This is a genomic window from Rhodococcus gannanensis (assembly GCF_042681175.1).
GTDB classification, from domain to species: Bacteria; Actinomycetota; Actinomycetes; order Mycobacteriales; family Mycobacteriaceae; genus Rhodococcus_G; species Rhodococcus_G gannanensis.
The window spans coordinates 97,368-111,711 of sequence record NZ_JBHUFB010000001.1 but is presented as its reverse complement, the minus strand read 5'-3'; the positions used below and the strand labels follow the sequence as shown (position 1 = coordinate 111,711).

15 protein-coding genes are annotated in these 14,344 nt (G+C 68.5%); 3 read left to right on the top strand and 12 right to left on the bottom strand.

The features are described from left to right. Positions 1-22: 22 nt before the first annotated feature. Positions 23-682, top strand: coding sequence for a DUF3239 domain-containing protein (locus ACFSJG_RS00600; RefSeq protein WP_378483259.1), 660 nt, complete (start codon positions 23-25; stop codon positions 680-682). A 160-nt stretch (positions 683-842) separates the two neighbouring features. Here ACFSJG_RS00600 and ACFSJG_RS00595 read toward each other — a convergent pair whose 3' ends face one another. Further along, positions 843-1,403, bottom strand: a complete 561-nt coding sequence (locus ACFSJG_RS00595) for a GNAT family N-acetyltransferase (RefSeq protein WP_378483258.1) — start codon at positions 1,401-1,403, stop codon at positions 843-845. Continuing rightward, on the bottom strand, positions 1,400-2,392 hold the full coding sequence (locus tag ACFSJG_RS00590; protein WP_378483257.1) for an LLM class F420-dependent oxidoreductase: 993 nt from the start codon (positions 2,390-2,392) through the stop codon (positions 1,400-1,402). The genes ACFSJG_RS00595 and ACFSJG_RS00590 overlap by 4 nt, the downstream gene beginning before the upstream one ends. Before the next feature lie 231 nt (positions 2,393-2,623). Here ACFSJG_RS00590 and ACFSJG_RS00585 point away from each other — a divergent pair, with 231 nt between their 5' ends. Next, positions 2,624-2,932 carry a hypothetical protein gene (locus tag ACFSJG_RS00585; protein WP_378483256.1) on the top strand — a complete coding sequence of 103 codons (309 nt, stop codon included), beginning with the start codon at positions 2,624-2,626 and terminating at the stop codon, positions 2,930-2,932. 27 nt (positions 2,933-2,959) lie between these two features. On the opposite strand, the gene ACFSJG_RS00580 is transcribed toward ACFSJG_RS00585, so the two are convergent. From ACFSJG_RS00580 to ACFSJG_RS00540, 9 genes are all read right to left on the bottom strand, one after another. Then, a complete protein-coding gene (locus tag ACFSJG_RS00580) occupies positions 2,960-3,619 on the bottom strand; it encodes a response regulator (RefSeq protein ID WP_378483255.1) in 660 nt (219 codons plus the stop codon). Next, a complete protein-coding gene (locus ACFSJG_RS00575; protein ID WP_378483254.1) occupies positions 3,616-5,271 on the bottom strand; it encodes a sensor histidine kinase in 1,656 nt (551 codons plus the stop codon). Before ACFSJG_RS00575 ends, ACFSJG_RS00580 begins: the two co-directional genes overlap by 4 nt. Positions 5,272-5,361: 90 nt before the next feature. Next, complete coding sequence (locus ACFSJG_RS00570; protein WP_378483253.1) at positions 5,362-6,777, bottom strand: CitMHS family transporter; 1,416 nt, start codon at positions 6,775-6,777, stop codon at positions 5,362-5,364. Positions 6,778-6,952: 175 nt separating this feature from the next. After that, positions 6,953-8,212, bottom strand: a complete 1,260-nt coding sequence (locus ACFSJG_RS00565; protein WP_378483252.1) for an MFS transporter — start codon at positions 8,210-8,212, stop codon at positions 6,953-6,955. After that, complete coding sequence (locus tag ACFSJG_RS00560) at positions 8,209-9,558, bottom strand: LLM class flavin-dependent oxidoreductase (protein ID WP_378483251.1); 1,350 nt, start codon at positions 9,556-9,558, stop codon at positions 8,209-8,211. Before ACFSJG_RS00560 ends, ACFSJG_RS00565 begins: the two co-directional genes overlap by 4 nt. A gap of 39 nt (positions 9,559-9,597) precedes the next feature. Continuing rightward, a complete protein-coding gene (locus ACFSJG_RS00555) occupies positions 9,598-10,473 on the bottom strand; it encodes an ABC transporter permease (RefSeq protein ID WP_378483250.1) in 876 nt (291 codons plus the stop codon). Beyond that, the gene (locus ACFSJG_RS00550) at positions 10,466-11,302 is read right to left on the bottom strand and encodes an ABC transporter ATP-binding protein (RefSeq protein ID WP_378483249.1); all 837 of its coding nucleotides are present in this window, start codon (positions 11,300-11,302) and stop codon (positions 10,466-10,468) included. The genes ACFSJG_RS00555 and ACFSJG_RS00550 overlap by 8 nt, the downstream gene beginning before the upstream one ends. After that, positions 11,299-11,499 (bottom strand): hypothetical protein, encoded by a 201-nt coding sequence (locus ACFSJG_RS00545; protein ID WP_378483248.1) that lies wholly within the window; start codon positions 11,497-11,499, stop codon positions 11,299-11,301. Before ACFSJG_RS00545 ends, ACFSJG_RS00550 begins: the two co-directional genes overlap by 4 nt. Next, the gene (locus ACFSJG_RS00540; protein ID WP_378483247.1) at positions 11,496-12,569 is read right to left on the bottom strand and encodes an ABC transporter substrate-binding protein; all 1,074 of its coding nucleotides are present in this window, start codon (positions 12,567-12,569) and stop codon (positions 11,496-11,498) included. The genes ACFSJG_RS00545 and ACFSJG_RS00540 overlap by 4 nt, the downstream gene beginning before the upstream one ends. 297 nt (positions 12,570-12,866) lie before the next feature. On the opposite strand from ACFSJG_RS00540, the gene ACFSJG_RS00535 reads away from it, so the two are divergent. Continuing rightward, positions 12,867-13,814 (top strand): sigma-70 family RNA polymerase sigma factor, encoded by a 948-nt coding sequence (locus ACFSJG_RS00535; protein ID WP_378483246.1) that lies wholly within the window; start codon positions 12,867-12,869, stop codon positions 13,812-13,814. Here ACFSJG_RS00535 and ACFSJG_RS00530 read toward each other — a convergent pair. Further along, a complete protein-coding gene (locus tag ACFSJG_RS00530; protein ID WP_378483245.1) occupies positions 13,753-14,343 on the bottom strand; it encodes a carboxymuconolactone decarboxylase family protein in 591 nt (196 codons plus the stop codon). The genes ACFSJG_RS00535 and ACFSJG_RS00530 overlap by 62 nt on opposite strands. Position 14,344 lies beyond the last annotated feature (1 nt).

The window sequence follows — 14,344 nt, the reverse complement described above, 5'->3', positions numbered from 1 at the left end:
AGGATCGGGTAGGAATAGGACCGTGCGTCGCTTCGAATTCCCCGTGGACACCGCCCATGCCAAGTCGGCCAACGAGACGGTCGGCGATGTCCGCCGTCTGCGCTGGGCGGCGCTGATCACGGCGCTGCTGTTCGTGGCGATCGGGGTGTGGCTGATCCTGCTGGCCCATCCGTGGTCGTACATCGTGGGCGCCCTCGCGATCGTCGGCGCGGTGACGTCGGTGTGGATGGCGTTCTGGGCGCCCCGCAAGGTCGGGTCCGTGGAGGACCTGTACGCGAACGGGGAGCTGGTCCCGGCGATCGTCGCGGTGTCGCGGCCTCGCGGTGCGACACTGCTGGCGCTGGTGAACACGGCCAAGCCGTCCGCGGACCGCCCGCACTACGCGCTGGTGACGCGCAACATCCGCACCCTCCCCGGCCACTCGCTGTCGAACGTCGGCGAACGGGTGCCGTCCATCTCGGTGCTGTCGGACCGGTCGACCAACTCGACCGCCGACACCTGGCAGATGGTCAGCCCCATGCCCATCGCCTGGGGCACCCGCGACCCGAAGGTGATCCGCCGCGCGATCGAGCAGATCCCGAACGCGGAGTGGAAGCTGCTGACGAAGTCGATCCCTCTCGCCGACGACGTCCCGCGGGCGAAGAACCAGCAGATCGCCGTCGACGCCAACGACATCCGTTAGGGCGTGTCGCCCAATCCCTCTCGGATGCACCTGGCGAATCGATCGTCGTTCGGCAAGGCGGAGGAGAAGCAGATACCGGGGTTGTATCTGCGCCGACGACAACGCAGCAGAGCGGCGATCGAACGACAGGGGCGCCGTTAAGAGGATTGGGAGGCATGCCCTAGGGCCAGCCCGCGGCGGGTTCGCGAGGATCGTCGGGAAGCAGTGCGGCGATCCACATGTCCCGCCGGGAGCCCCGCTGTACTCCCCCGGACCGCGCCGTCCCCTCGAACCTGAACCCGACGCGACGGGCGACGCCGGCCGAGGCCGTGTTCCCGACGAACGCACGCCACTCGATCCGTCCGAGCGCGAGGGTGTCCTGGCGGAAGCCGAAGTCGCACACCATGTTCAGTGCACGCGTCAGAATGCCGTGGCCGCGGGACTCGGGCGCGAGCCAGAATCCCACCTCCGCGGCGGAGGCGTCCAGCGCGCCGAGACCGATCATCCCGAGGACCGGACCGCCACCTGTTTCCCGCACCGCCCACGTCGGGCTGCGATCCGCCCACCCCGCGGGCACGACCTTGCGGACGAACGTCTCTGCGTCCGCGCGCTCGTACGGCACGGGCATGGTGGTCCACCGCCCGATCGCCGGGTCCGTACAGCACTCGGCGATCCGGTCGATGTCGGACGGAGTCGGAGGTGTCAGAGCCAGTCCGGGCCCGGCGAGGTCCGTGACGATCATCGGTCCGCGAGGGCCGGGATCACCTCGCGTTCGAAGAGTTCGAGGCCGCTGGTGTCGTACGCGGCTTCCGGGAAGTAGCAGATGCCGTAGGCGAGGCCGCGGTCCTTCAGCGCGATGAGGTTCTCCACGACCTGCTCGGGCGTCCCGACACCGGGCATCCCACGGAAGGCGGCCATCGACGCCTCGGCGAGCTGCTCCCCCGCGTACTGCGCGATCCTGTCCTCGACGGCGGCGAGCCGATCCTGCACCTCGGCCTCGGTGTCCGCGACGATCACGTTGTAGTTCGCGGAACGGGTGATGGCGTCGAAGTCGGTGCCGACAGCCTGGCAGTGCCCGCGCAGAATCTCGGACTTGGCGGTGAAGCCGTCGAGGGTGCCGTCGAAGTTGGTGTACTGCGCGTACTTCGCGGCGATCTTGAGCGTCACCTTCTCGCCGCCGCCGGCGATCCACAGCGGGATGCCGCCGTCCTGCAGCGGCGTTGGCTGCACGATCGCGCCGTCCACCTGGTAGTACTTCCCGGCGAGGGTGGCGCTGCCGGTGGTCCACGCCTGACGCATGATCTGCACGCCCTCGTCGAGTCGGCCCAGGCGTTCCCCCGCGGACGGGAAGCCGTAGCCGTAGGCGCGCCACTCGTGTTCGTACCAGCCGCCGCCGATGCCCATCTCGACGCGACCGCCGGAGATCAGGTCCACCGTCGCCGCGACCTTCGCGAGGTAGGCGGGGTTGCGGTAGCTCATGGCGGTACACATCTGCCCGAGGCGGATCGTCGACGTGACGGCACCGAGCGCCGACATCAGCGACCACGCCTCGTGCGTGGCCTCCTCGGTGGGCGCGGGCACGGTGTGGAAGTGGTCGTACACCCACGCCGATTCCCACGGTCCGGCTTCGGCGCGCAGCGTCAGCCCCTTCATCACGTCCCACTGCTCGGACGGGTCGATACCCGTCAGGTCGAGTCGCCAGCCCTGAGGTACGAACATCCCGAATCGCATTACTCGAACCTAACCGCTGACGGGCACCGTGGCACGCCGTCCTGCGGTGTACCGCTCACGCGAGGCCCCGATCCTATTCCTTGCCGAAGCAGTGCCGACTTGAATTGTTCTACACAACACGATATTTCGAATACCGAGATGTGGACGATTCGGACGTGGGACCATGCGTCCCACGCTCGGCCACCGGATCACCACCGGACCACTCACCACACAATCCACAGGGGGATGCACATGTCGTCAGGAATCGGACGCCGGCTCGTCGCCGGTGTCGCAGTGACAGCGGCGCTCGCGGGAGGGACCGTCCTCGGCGCCGGACCGGCGTCGGCTGCTCAGCTGGTCCCGATCACGGTTTTCGGTTCGGCCGACTCCGCATCTCAGGTTCCCGACGGCAACGTGGGCATCGGTGGGATCGTCGACACCTTCCTCTTCCTGTACGGGTTCTGCACACCGGGTGTGCTGGCCATGTCGAGTGGCTCCGACGTACCGGACATCGTGGCAGAGAATTGCGTATCGAACGGCTATCAACCGGGAATCGGCTGACCGAGTCGACGCGCCGCCCGGGTCGGGTCACGTCGCCGGCGTGTACTCCTGCTCGGGTCGGCCGGTCGCGCCGTAGCGCAGCTGCACCCGCAGGCGTCCTTTCGCGACCAGCGCCGCGAGGTAGCGCTGTGCCGTCGCGCGGGACACACCGATCTGCGCGGCCACTTCGGCGGCCGACAGCGGCTGGTCACTCCCCGTGAGCAGTTCGACGATGCGGGTGCGGGTGACGGACTGCTGTGGAGCAGCGTCGTCGACCTTCGGCGCCGCCCGCAGCGACGCCAGCGCGCTGTCGATGCGCGACTGGTCGAGGGTGCGGTCCGCGACGATGCGCCGGTAGTGCAGGTACGCGCCGAGGCGGCGGGCGAGCTCGGTGTCCGCGAACGGTTTCACGAGGTACACCAGCGCCCCCGCGGTCATCGCGTCCCGGACCGCAGCACCCTCGGAGGCAGCACCGAGAACGAAAGCGTCACAGCGCAGTTCACGGACGAACTCGATACCTGAGCCGTCCGGCAGATAGACGTCGACGAGCGCGAGATCGATGTCGTGCGACCCGATCGCCTCGCGGGCCGCGGCGAGTGTCCCCGCGACCGCGACCACCTCGAATCCGCCCATCGCCGTGACGATCCCTGCGTGCAGGTCGGCGACCCGGAAGTCGTCGTCGACGACGAGCACCCGCACCTCGGTCACGAATCCCCTCCGCTCGTCTCGGCCACTCCCGGCAACGTTGCCACGAACAGCGCTCCTCCCGTCGGGTTCTCGGCGGTGCGTCGTCCACCCGGGTCCCCGATGACCACGTCACCCCCGTGTCGGCGAGCCACCTGGCGAGTCAGCGCCAGTCCGATCCCACGTCCGCCGGGACGGTCACCTGCCGGTTTGGTGGTCACCCCTTCCCGGAACACCTCCTCCGCGTCAACGGTGAGGCCCGCTCCCGTGTCCCCGACGGTGACGATGAGGGTGCCGTCGTGTTCGACGAACTCCACCTCCACCTCTGCGGGCCGGGTCGGTCCCGATGCCGCGGCGTCGATTGCGTTGTCGACGAGGTTGCCCACCACCGTCGTCACGTCCACCGGATGCACCAGACGAGAAGGCACCCAGGTGTTCTCACCGAGGACCAGGGCGACGTCACGTTCCCGGGCGTGCGCGGCCTTCGCGACCAGGAATGCCCGCAGGTGCGGGTCGACGACGTCTTCAGCCCCAGACAGCTCGTCGCCGGCGGCACCCGATCCGACGAGCGTGTCGAGGAACTCCGCGGCGGCGGTGGTGTCGCCGCGCGAGAGCAGTCCGTGCAGGAGGTGCAACCGGTTGCCGAACTCGTGCTGCTGCGCCCGCAGCACCGACCCGAGGGCCTGCACGGAGTCGAGTTCGCGGGTGAGGTTCTGCACGTCGGTGCGGTCGCGCACCGACATGACGGTGCCGAGATCGCGACCGTCGCGGACGACGCGGCTGGCCATCGCCAACACCACCCGGTCCCCGCCGACAGCCGCCGCGACCGGTTCGTCACCGGGGTTGTGGACAACGTCGAGAAGTCTTGGGGTCAAACCGATCTCGTCGACACGGTCACCGGCCCCGCCGTGCAGGTCGAGCAGCCGGGTGGCGTCGGCGTTGACGACGGTGACGACGCCGTCCACGTCGACGCCGACGATCCCCTCCCCCACGCCGTGCAGTACCGCCTCCTGCTCGCGGACGAGCTGGGCGAGCTGTTCCGGTTCGAGTCCGAACGTCAGCTTCTTCCAGCGCGCCGCCAGCAGCGCCGACCCCACGACGCCTGCGCCGAGTGCGAGCGCGACGACGAGCGCCGCCCACCGCAGGTCGGACCACAGGTCGGCGCCGACCTCGGCGGTCGAGATGCCGACGCTGACCTCGCCGACCACCGCACCGGACTCCGACGCCACCGGCACCTTGGCGCGCACCGAGTCTCCCAGTGTGCCCCGTTCGCGGACCACCACCTCCGCACCCGACAGCGCCGCCGGGTCGGTGCTGACCCGCAGCCCGAGCAGGTCGGTGTCGGGGTGCGCGAGCCGGAGACCTTTCTCGTCGGTGACGACGACGAACAGCGCCCCGGTCGCGAGACGCGTCGACTCCGCGGCCTCCTGGACCGCGGAGTCGACGAGCTCCTGATTTCCGGGTGCGACGACACCGTCGTCCTCGGCCGCGAATCGCGTCACCTCGGCGCGGACCTCGTTGTCCGCGGCAACGGTGCGTGCGATCGCGAGGGCGCGCTGCCCGTGCTCGTCGGCGACACGGTCCGCGGTGGTGGTGGCGAAGAACCCGAATCCGACGCCCAGCGCCACCGCGACGACGCCGCTCTGCAGGAGCAGCACCTGCGTGCGGAGCCTCATCGCCACGACCTGCCCTTCCGTCGACGTTCCGTAATGTCACATTCGGTCACGTCAGGTACGCCACTGTGACATTACGGAACATTCGGGGAGTCAGCCGAGAGGGATCTGCCCGAGCAGCACGCCGACCACGAGCATCGCGATCGAGACGACCGTCGCCCGCCAGAGCACCTTCTTGTGGTGGTCGGCGAGGGAGACACCGGCGAGGGTGACGAGCAGCAGGATCGCAGGCACCAGCGGGCTCTGCATGTGCACCGGCTGCCCGGTGATCGACGCCCGCGCCATCTCGACGGGCTCGATGCCGTACGTCGCGGCGGTCTCGGTGAGCACCGGCAGAACACCGAAGTAGAAGGCGTCGTTGGTCATGAAGAAGGTGAGCGGGATGCTGAGCAGGCCGGTGATGACGGCGAGGAACGGGCCGAGTGCGTCGGGGATGATCCCGGTCAGCCACGTCGCCATCGCCTCGACCATGCCGGTGCCCTGGAAGACGCCGGTGAGGACGGCCGCGGCGAACACCATCGCGACGACCGACACGATGCTCGACGAGTGGCGGGCGATGGCCTCGGACTGGTCCGCCACGCGAGGGAAGTTCACGGCGAGGGCGATGCCTGCGGCGATCATGAACAGCACCGGAATCGGAACGACGTCCATGCCGAGGACGACCAGCAGGGCGGCGGTCAGAGCTGCGTTGAACCAGAGCAGACGCGGACGCAGGGTGTCGCGGTCGGGGTCCAGTCCGCCGGTCAGCTGACCGACCTCGCCGCGCCCCGAGTCGCCGGAGCCGCCGTCACCCGCGGAGCCGGAGCCCGAGTCGCCCGAGCCCGATCCACCGGAGCCGACGCTCCACCCGCGCGAACCGGCCGCCGCGAGCAGCGGCTCGGAGGTGAGAACCAGCTGCCCGATCCGACGACGTTCCATGAGTCCGAGGTGCACGGAGAACAGCAGCACGATGACGAGTCCGGCGACGAGCGACGGGATCATCGGGACGAACACGTCCGACGGCGACAGTCCCAGCGCACTCGCGGCCCGAACGGTCGGACCACCCCACGGAATGATGTTCATCGTGCCGTTCGCGAGACCCGCGACGACGGTGAGGACCACCGGGCTCACACCGAGCTTCAGGTACAGCGGCAGCATCGCCGAGGTGGTGATGATGAACGTGGTCGAGCCGTCACCGTCGAGGGAGACGACCATCGCGAGGACCGCGGTGCCGATCACGAGCTTCGCGGGGTCGTTCCCCACCAGCTTCAGGATCAGTTTCACCAGTGGGTCGAACAGTCCGACGTCGATCATGATCCCGAAGAAGATGATCGCGAAGAACAGCAGTGCCGCGGTCGGTGCGAGGGACTTGACCGCGTCGATGATCATGTCGCCGATCTCGGTGCCCGCTCCCGCGAACAGTCCGAACGCCACCGGAACGAGGATCAGACCGACGACGGGTGTGGCCCGCTTCGCCAGGATCAGATACATGAATGTGGCGACCATCAGGAAGCCCAGTGCTACGAGCATCGTTGCCCACCTTCTCGGTTCGGTCCGTGGCTGCGACCTCGGCGGGAGGCGGCGTCACGGTTTCGAGAAAGTGTGGGACAGGACACATATCGATCGCTCGGTTGCGTGCGATAGCCGCCTTCTGCGCATTCTGCTCACTCCGCGGCACCGACCGGGTGACGCGGAGTGAGCAGCTCTATGCGTCGGTGGCGACGTCGACGGCCGGTGTCGGCGTTCCGTCACCGGTGGTTTCGGGTAGATCCACCCGGCGCGGCGGCCACGGCACGTACCGCGGAATGTAGCGGGCAAGCAGTCCCGCTCCGACCACGGACGAGCCCGCGAGCGCGAAGATGGCGCCTCCCAACGGGATCGTCGCGGTCAACAGGCCGATCCCGAGCGGCCCGGCGAACATCCCGGTGTCGTGCGTCAGGCGCCACGCGGCGAGGAACTCGGCCCGCGTCTCGGGCGGGGCGATGTCCGCGCCGAGGGTCATGATGACGCCGTTGCCGAATCCGTTTCCGACGCCGAGCACGACTGCGGCGACCGCGAACGAGGTCAGGTCGTCCGTCAGTGGGATCGCGGCGTACGCGATGCCGAGGACGAGCAGGGAAGGCACCGCGACGAAACTCCTGCCGAAGCGGTCCATCAGCCGGCCCGCCGGATACGAGCAGAGCAGGTCGACGGCCGAACTCAACGCGAACACCAGGCTGACCTGGGTGGCGTCGAGGCCGATGTGCACCGCCCACAGTGGGAGCACCGCGTCGCGAGAGGCGCGCGCAGCTCCCATCAGCAGCGACCCCGAACCGAGGGTGGACAGCAGACACCGATGTCGCGTGACGATGGCAGGCAATGTCACGTGCGTGGGTTTCGCGCCGGGCTCGACGTCAGGCCGTGGAATGTCGGGGACCCGCGCCATCAGCCACCCGGACACGAGGATCGCGACGAACTGGACCACGAAGCCGCCTCGGGTGCCGAGGACGACGATGGTGCCCGCACCGATCAGCGGCCCGATGAAGAAGCCGAGACGCCACATCGCCGCGAACGCGGACATCGCGCGTGCTCGTGCGTGCAGCGGGACGGCCTCGGCGAGATAGCTCTGGCGTGCCAGCCCCCACACGGCATTCGCGAGACCGGTCATGACGGCGCCGACGGCGAGCATCCACGGCGTCGTGGACAGCAGCGCGACGAGGACGCCTGCGGCGCCGAGGAGGCTGCCACCGATGATGGAGCGACGTTCCCCGAACACGGCGACCAGCCGGCCGGCGGGCAGGTCGCCGATGACGGCTCCCAACCCGACGGCGGCGACGATCAGCCCGGAGACGGCCAGGGAGGCACCCATGTCGTGCGCGACGAGCGCGATGACCGGGGCGCCCGCCCCCTGACCGATCCCGAAGATCGCCGCGGGCACGAAGACCGTGCCGACGAACGGCCGGAGCGGCGACGGACTCCGTGTCATGCGCTCACATCGTGGGCGGGCTCTTCCGTGAACCGGTTGCCCGGGTCTCCGAGCCCGTAGTGACCGCGCAGCGTGTCCGCGGTGTACTCGGTGCGGAACAGTCCGCGTTCCTGGAGGATCGGGACGACCCGGTCGACGAAGTCGTCGAGTCCACCGGGAAGGTACGGCGGCATGATGTTGAAGCCGTCCGCGGCGCCCTCCTCGAACCACGTCTGCAGTTCGTCGGCGATCTGCTCGGGTGTGCCCGCGAAGGTGCGGTGGCCGCGACCGCCCCCGAGCAGTCCGATCAGTTCCCGCACCGTCAGGTCACCGTTCGCGGCGAGATCCTTGACGAGTTGATACCGGCTCTTGTTGCCCTCGATCTCGTCGAGCGGGGGCAGCGGCGGGAGCGGTGCGTCGAGTGCGTGCTCGGTGAGGTCGACGCCGAGCATCGTCGACAGCTGGCGGAGCGCGTACTCGGGCGAGATGAGGTCGGTGAACGAGCGCTCCAGTTCCTCCGCCTCCTCCTGCGTGTCCGCGATGAACGGAACGATGCCCGGCAGCACCTTCAGCTCATCCGCGGAACGCCCGTGCGCGACCACTCGGGCCTTGAGATCGCGGTAGAACTGTTGCCCTTCGGCCAGGGTGCGTTGCGCCGTGAACACGGCCTCCGCGTACCGGGCGGCGAATTCCTTTCCGGCCTCCGACGACCCGGCCTGCACCAACAGCGGCCGGCCTTGCGCGGACCGCGGCGAGTTCAGCGGACCCTTCACCCGGAACCGCTCCCCCACGTGGTCGACGGTGTGCACGCGGTCCGGATCGGCGAAGATCCCGGACTCCTCGTCCAGCACGACCGCCCCGTCCTCCCAGCTGTCCCACAGTGCGAGGGTGACGTCGACGAACTCCTCGGCCCGCTCGTACCGCCCGCGGTGCGCGGGGATGCCGTCGACACCGAAGTTGGCGGCCTCGTCCGCGCCTGCCGAGGTGACGATGTTCCAGCCGGCCCGACCACTGCTGATGTGATCGAGCGAGGTGAACTTGCGCGCCAGGTTGTACGGGTCGCTGTAGCTGGTCGACGCGGTCGCGATCAGGCCGACCCGCTCGGTCGCGACGGCGATCGCGGACAGCAGCGTCACCGGCTCGAACACGGCGAGTGCGTTGTGCTTGATGCGGGGTCCGACGGCGAGCCCGTCGGCGAAGAACACCGAGTCGAGCTTGCCGCGTTCGGCGATCCGCCCGAGCTCCTGGAAGTGCGCGACATCGAGAACCCGATGCGCCTCGGTGCGGGGGTGACGCCACGCGGCCTCGTGGTGACCGACGCCCATCAGGAAGGCGTTGAGGTGGAACTGCCGGGAATTCTGTGACATGACAGGTGCTTTCGTGGTGGGAGCGACGGATGCCTGGCGTCAGACGCGCCAGCGGGACAGTCGACGTTCGATCAGGACGAGGATCGCGTTGATCGTCAGACCGAGGATCGAGATGGCGACGATGCCCGCGTACATGTTCGGGATCTGGAAGTTGAACTGGGACGCGGTGATCAGGTACCCCAGGCCGGCCTTGGCTCCGACCATCTCGGCGGCGATGAGGACGAGGATCGACGACGCCGCCGCCATGCGGACACCGGTGAAGATGGTGGGGACCGCGGCGGGCAGGACGACCTTCTGGAACAGCCGGATCGGCGACAGACCCAGCGACGAAGCGGATTTGATCAGCAGCGGGTCGACGGTACGGACACCGGAGATCGTGTTCAGGAGAATCGGGAAGGTGCAGGCGTAGATCACCAGCGCGACCTTCGACTCTTCACCGATGCCCAGGATGAGGATGAACACCGGCAGCAGTGCCAGCGCAGCGGTGTTGCGGAACAGTTCGAGGATCGGGTTGAGGAAGTCCGACACCGGCCGGTACCAGGCGATCGCGATGCCGAGGGGGATCGCGACGGCCACCGCAACCGAGAACCCGATCAGCGCGCGGGAGAGGCTGGCGGACACGTGCTTCCACAGCTCACCACTCTGGGACAGGTCGACGACCGCGCCGATCACCGTGCTGAACGGGGGCAGGAACACCTCGTCGACGAGTCCGACGCGTGGGGCGATCTCCCACAGCGCGAGAAAGGCGACGATCGCGACGAGAGGTTTGGCAATCTTCCACAGAGCGGGTCCCGCCACCGCGCCCGCTCGCCGGACCGCGCTCGGACCACGCTGTTCGTCTGCCGGCCTCCGGACGGTATCAGGGCTCGGCGGGGCCACGGCCGGAGCCTGCGGGGTGACCAGTGCGCTAGACATGTGCCGCCTCCTTCTCGATCACCTGCGCCCGCTCGACCTCGCCGTGCAGCAGGGTCCAGATGTGGTGCCGGTACTGACGGAACTGCTCGGAGGAGCGGACGTCCTCACCGCTGCGGTCGACATCGATGTCGACGAACGTCTTGACGCGGCCTGGCCTCGACGTCAGGACCGCGACCCGCTGGCCCAGATAGATGGCCTCGTCGATGCCGTGCGTGATGAACAGGATCGTCTTCCCGGTTGCCTTCCAGATGCGAAGGAGCTCGTCCTGCAACGACTCCCGGGTCTGGGCGTCGAGCGCGGCGAACGGCTCGTCCATCAGCAGCACCTCCGGATCGAAGGCGAGGCTGCGGGCGATGGCGACTCGCTGCTTCATACCGCCGGACAACTCGTGCGGGTAACGGTCACCGAATCCGGTCAATCCGACCAGCTCGAGGTAGTGTTCGGCGACCTCGCGGCGTTCCCGCTTGGGCAGCCCCTTCGCCTCGAGTCCGAACTCGATGTTGTGCCGGGCGGTGCGCCACGGCAGCAGCGCATACTGCTGGAACACGATCCCGCGGTCGAGTCCGGGTCCGGTGACGGGCTCGCCGTCGAGCAGGATCCGGCCCGAGGTGGGTTCGCTCAGTCCGCCCAGCAGGTCCAGCAGTGTGGACTTGCCGCAGCCACTCGGACCCACGAGGACGAGGAACTCGCCGGCCGCGACGTCGATGTCGATGTTGTCGATTGCGGTGAAGGTGTCCTTGGTGCCTCGCACGTCGAACGTTTTCGTGACGTTCTCCAAGCGGAGCTTGGGAACGCGAACCCGGTCGGGGTTCAGGGCAGTGGTGCTCATGTCGATCCTTCCGGTGTCTCGTCGGCCGGCCCGCTCCCGGACGGGAACGCACCTGCAGTGGTCGGGTTGAGCTCGTTCGTGAAGTGGTCGATCGCGGTCAGGCCGGACAGCGCGGCGGTCGCGGCGAGCGCGTACACGCCGTTGCGCCAGATCCACGACCGGACTCTGAACGCCGTTGTCCCTGTCCGCGTGGTCATTTCGAGGCCAGAGCCTGGCCGTCGGGGCCGCTGTCCGCCGGGTACGTCCCGTTGGAGTACGGATTGAACTCGTTGGTGTACACGTCGGAGGTGGTCAGTGCGCCGTCCTCGAGTTCGCCGTTGCGGACCAGCCAGTCGATCCAGGTCTGGATCTCCTGGTCGGTGATGACCCCGCCCGGTCCTGCGACGCCCGGCGACTTCCAGTAGTCGGCGAGGTCGGTGGTCTCACCGCGGCCACGCTTGGTGAGGATCTCCTTGTACTTGGCGATCACCTCGTCGCGCGGTGTCGTCTGAGTCCAACGGATGGCGCGCGCCGTGCCCTGGACGAAGTCGGCGACCGCCTCCTGGTTCTGAGCGATGAAGTCGTCGCGGAGCAGGATGGTGCCGTAAGTGAAACTGCCGAACAGCGACTCGTCGGTGAACAGTGCCCGGATGCCGCCGCGTTCGACGGCCTTGTCGCGGAACACGCTTCCCAGGGTCCCGACATCGATCTGCCCCTGGCGCAGCGCCTGTTCGGTGTTCACGGGCGGTACCACGATGAGTTCGACCTGCTTGATCTCGTCCGGCGTCAGACCCTCCCGGGCCAGCCACTCACGGACCAGGAACTCGTGGTGCGCCCCGAGGGTGTTCATGCCGACCTTCTTGCCGATCAGGTCGCGGGCGGAACGGATCGGACTGTCCTCGAGAACGTAGTAGCCGTTGAAGGTCTCCTTGTCGGAGCCGTAGTAGCCGATCACCGAGGTCACCGGGGACTTTGCCGCGGCCAGTTTGAGCACGGCACCGTTGAACGCCCCACCGAAGTCCGTCTGCCCGGTCGCGGCATTCTGGATCGCGGCCGGGCCGCTGGTGTTGTCACCGACCCAGTTCAGCTGCACCTTCTCGTAGTAACCGAGATCCTCGGCGAGTTCGGCGAACTGCACCTGACCGGTGGTCCCCTCGTAACGGAGAACGGTCTTGCCGTCGGCTGTGGTGGTGGTCTCCGACGACGACGAGCAGGCGCCGACGAGTCCGGTGAGGGTGAGCAGTGCGGTCGCAGCCGCGAGGGTCCGCGCGAGACGTGGACGAATCATGAGGGTGTTCCTGAGGTGTGAGGCCCGCATGTTGCGGGTACGTGAGCGCGCACGACGGACAGCCGGATCCCTACGGACCGGTGCGGGTGTCGTGCGAAGGAGACGGGCGATGCGATCAGAGAAAGATCAGCTGCGACAGCTGCAACACTCGAACATGATGGCCTCCCCGGGCGTCGTGTCGTGGGACGACCGTACGTGCACCCCCACCCCACCCCGCAACGGTTTCTCGCAGTCGTGATTCCAACTCCGTTGTCTCGCAGTACCCGCGGTGACGCCGCCCGTACGTACCATCGGATCGTGCCGATCGTCAACGAGTTCGAAGCCCATCGCAGTCACCTGCTGTCGGTCGCGTACCGACTGACCGGATCGGTCGCGGACGCGGAGGACGCCGTCCAGGAGTCGTGGCTGCGACTGGCCGGAGCCGACGCCGACGCGATCGCGAATCTGCGCGGCTGGCTGACGACCGTGGTCAGCCGCCTGTGCCTCGACCATCTGCGGAGCGCGTCGGTCCGCAGGGAAAGCTATGTAGGACAGTGGCTTCCGGAACCCGTGGCCGTCACGCTGACCGGGACGGCACCGCCGGAGCCGCTGGACGCCGTCGTCCAGTCCGAGGACGCCCGGATGGCGGCGATGGTCGTACTCGACGCCCTGGGCCCCGACCAGCGCGTCGCGTTCGTGCTGCACGACGGATTCGGCGTCCCGTTCGGGGAGATCGCCGACATCCTCGGCACCTCGGCGTCCGGCGCCCGGCAGCTCGCCTCTCGCGCCCGACGCGCGGTGACCTCGGCGGACGCCCCCACCCGCGACGCCGACCACGACGCGGCCGTCCGGTTGCTGCTGGCGGCGATGGCGAGCGGCGACCTGCAGACCGTGGTGGACGCGCTACACCCCGACGCGCGGCTGATCGGGGACGCGGGCGGCACCACCCGCACCGCCGTCAACGTCCTCCACGGCCCGGACAAGGTGGCTCGCTTCTACCTCGGCCTGGCCGCCCGCTACGGCGAGTTGATGATGCGCTTCTCGGAGCCGGCACTGGTCAACGGGGAACTGGGCCTGATCTCGGGAGGATCCCCCGGTGACGCCACGCATCCCGGTTTTCCGGCACGCGTTGCCGGGTTCACCGTCCGTGACGGAAAGGTCTGGGCCGTCTACGACTTCGCGAACCCGGCGAAGCTGACCGGCGTCAGGACGGAACAGGCCCCTCCGACGCCTCCGCCCACGGCACCCGGCACGCATCCGTACTGAACCCCTGGTCGACGATGCCGAGCGCGGAGTACATCCGGGCACGCTGGTTCTCCAGACCGATCTGGAAGGTGAGCTCCACCACCCCGTCCTTCCCGAACCGTCGCACCAGGTCGTCGACCTGCTCGTCGGTGACGGTGGTCGGGGTGGCGGTCATGGCGTCGGCGTAGGCGATGGCAGCGCGCTCGTCGTCGCTGTACAGCGGAGAGGTCGCGTACTCGGCGATGTGCTCGAGGCGGTCGAGGTCGAGGCCGTCGAGGCGCATCAGCATCGAACCGAAGTCGACGCACCACGAGCAGCCGACGGTCCAGGCGACCCGGTACACCGCGAGCTCGCGGACCGTGGCGGGCAGAATGGTGGACGCCTTCTCCGCCGCCATCTCAGCGACGCCCGCGGCGGCGAGCACCTTGGAGTTGTGGGCGAGCACTGCGAACGGTTCGGGCACCTCCCCGAAGCGGCGGGTTGCGAACCTGTACGTGAGTCGGACGATCGATCCGGCCTCGTTCGGGGCCAGGGGTGCGATGCGTGTCATG

Coding starts and splice junctions, on each gene's coding strand:
- ACFSJG_RS00595 (WP_378483258.1), bottom strand. CDS start 1,403: ATGATCGTCACGGACCTCGCCGGGCCCGGACTGGCTCTGACACCTCCG.
- ACFSJG_RS00590 (WP_378483257.1), bottom strand. CDS start 2,392: ATGCGATTCGGGATGTTCGTACCTCAGGGCTGGCGACTCGACCTGACG.
- ACFSJG_RS00585 (WP_378483256.1), top strand. CDS start 2,624: ATGTCGTCAGGAATCGGACGCCGGCTCGTCGCCGGTGTCGCAGTGACA.
- ACFSJG_RS00575 (WP_378483254.1), bottom strand. CDS start 5,271: ATGAGGCTCCGCACGCAGGTGCTGCTCCTGCAGAGCGGCGTCGTCGCG.
- ACFSJG_RS00570 (WP_378483253.1), bottom strand. CDS start 6,777: ATGCTCGTAGCACTGGGCTTCCTGATGGTCGCCACATTCATGTATCTG.
- ACFSJG_RS00565 (WP_378483252.1), bottom strand. CDS start 8,212: ATGACACGGAGTCCGTCGCCGCTCCGGCCGTTCGTCGGCACGGTCTTC.
- ACFSJG_RS00560 (WP_378483251.1), bottom strand. CDS start 9,558: ATGTCACAGAATTCCCGGCAGTTCCACCTCAACGCCTTCCTGATGGGC.
- ACFSJG_RS00555 (WP_378483250.1), bottom strand. CDS start 10,473: ATGTCTAGCGCACTGGTCACCCCGCAGGCTCCGGCCGTGGCCCCGCCG.
- ACFSJG_RS00550 (WP_378483249.1), bottom strand. CDS start 11,302: ATGAGCACCACTGCCCTGAACCCCGACCGGGTTCGCGTTCCCAAGCTC.
- ACFSJG_RS00545 (WP_378483248.1), bottom strand. CDS start 11,499: ATGACCACGCGGACAGGGACAACGGCGTTCAGAGTCCGGTCGTGGATC.
- ACFSJG_RS00540 (WP_378483247.1), bottom strand. CDS start 12,569: ATGATTCGTCCACGTCTCGCGCGGACCCTCGCGGCTGCGACCGCACTG.
- ACFSJG_RS00530 (WP_378483245.1), bottom strand. CDS start 14,343: ATGACACGCATCGCACCCCTGGCCCCGAACGAGGCCGGATCGATCGTC.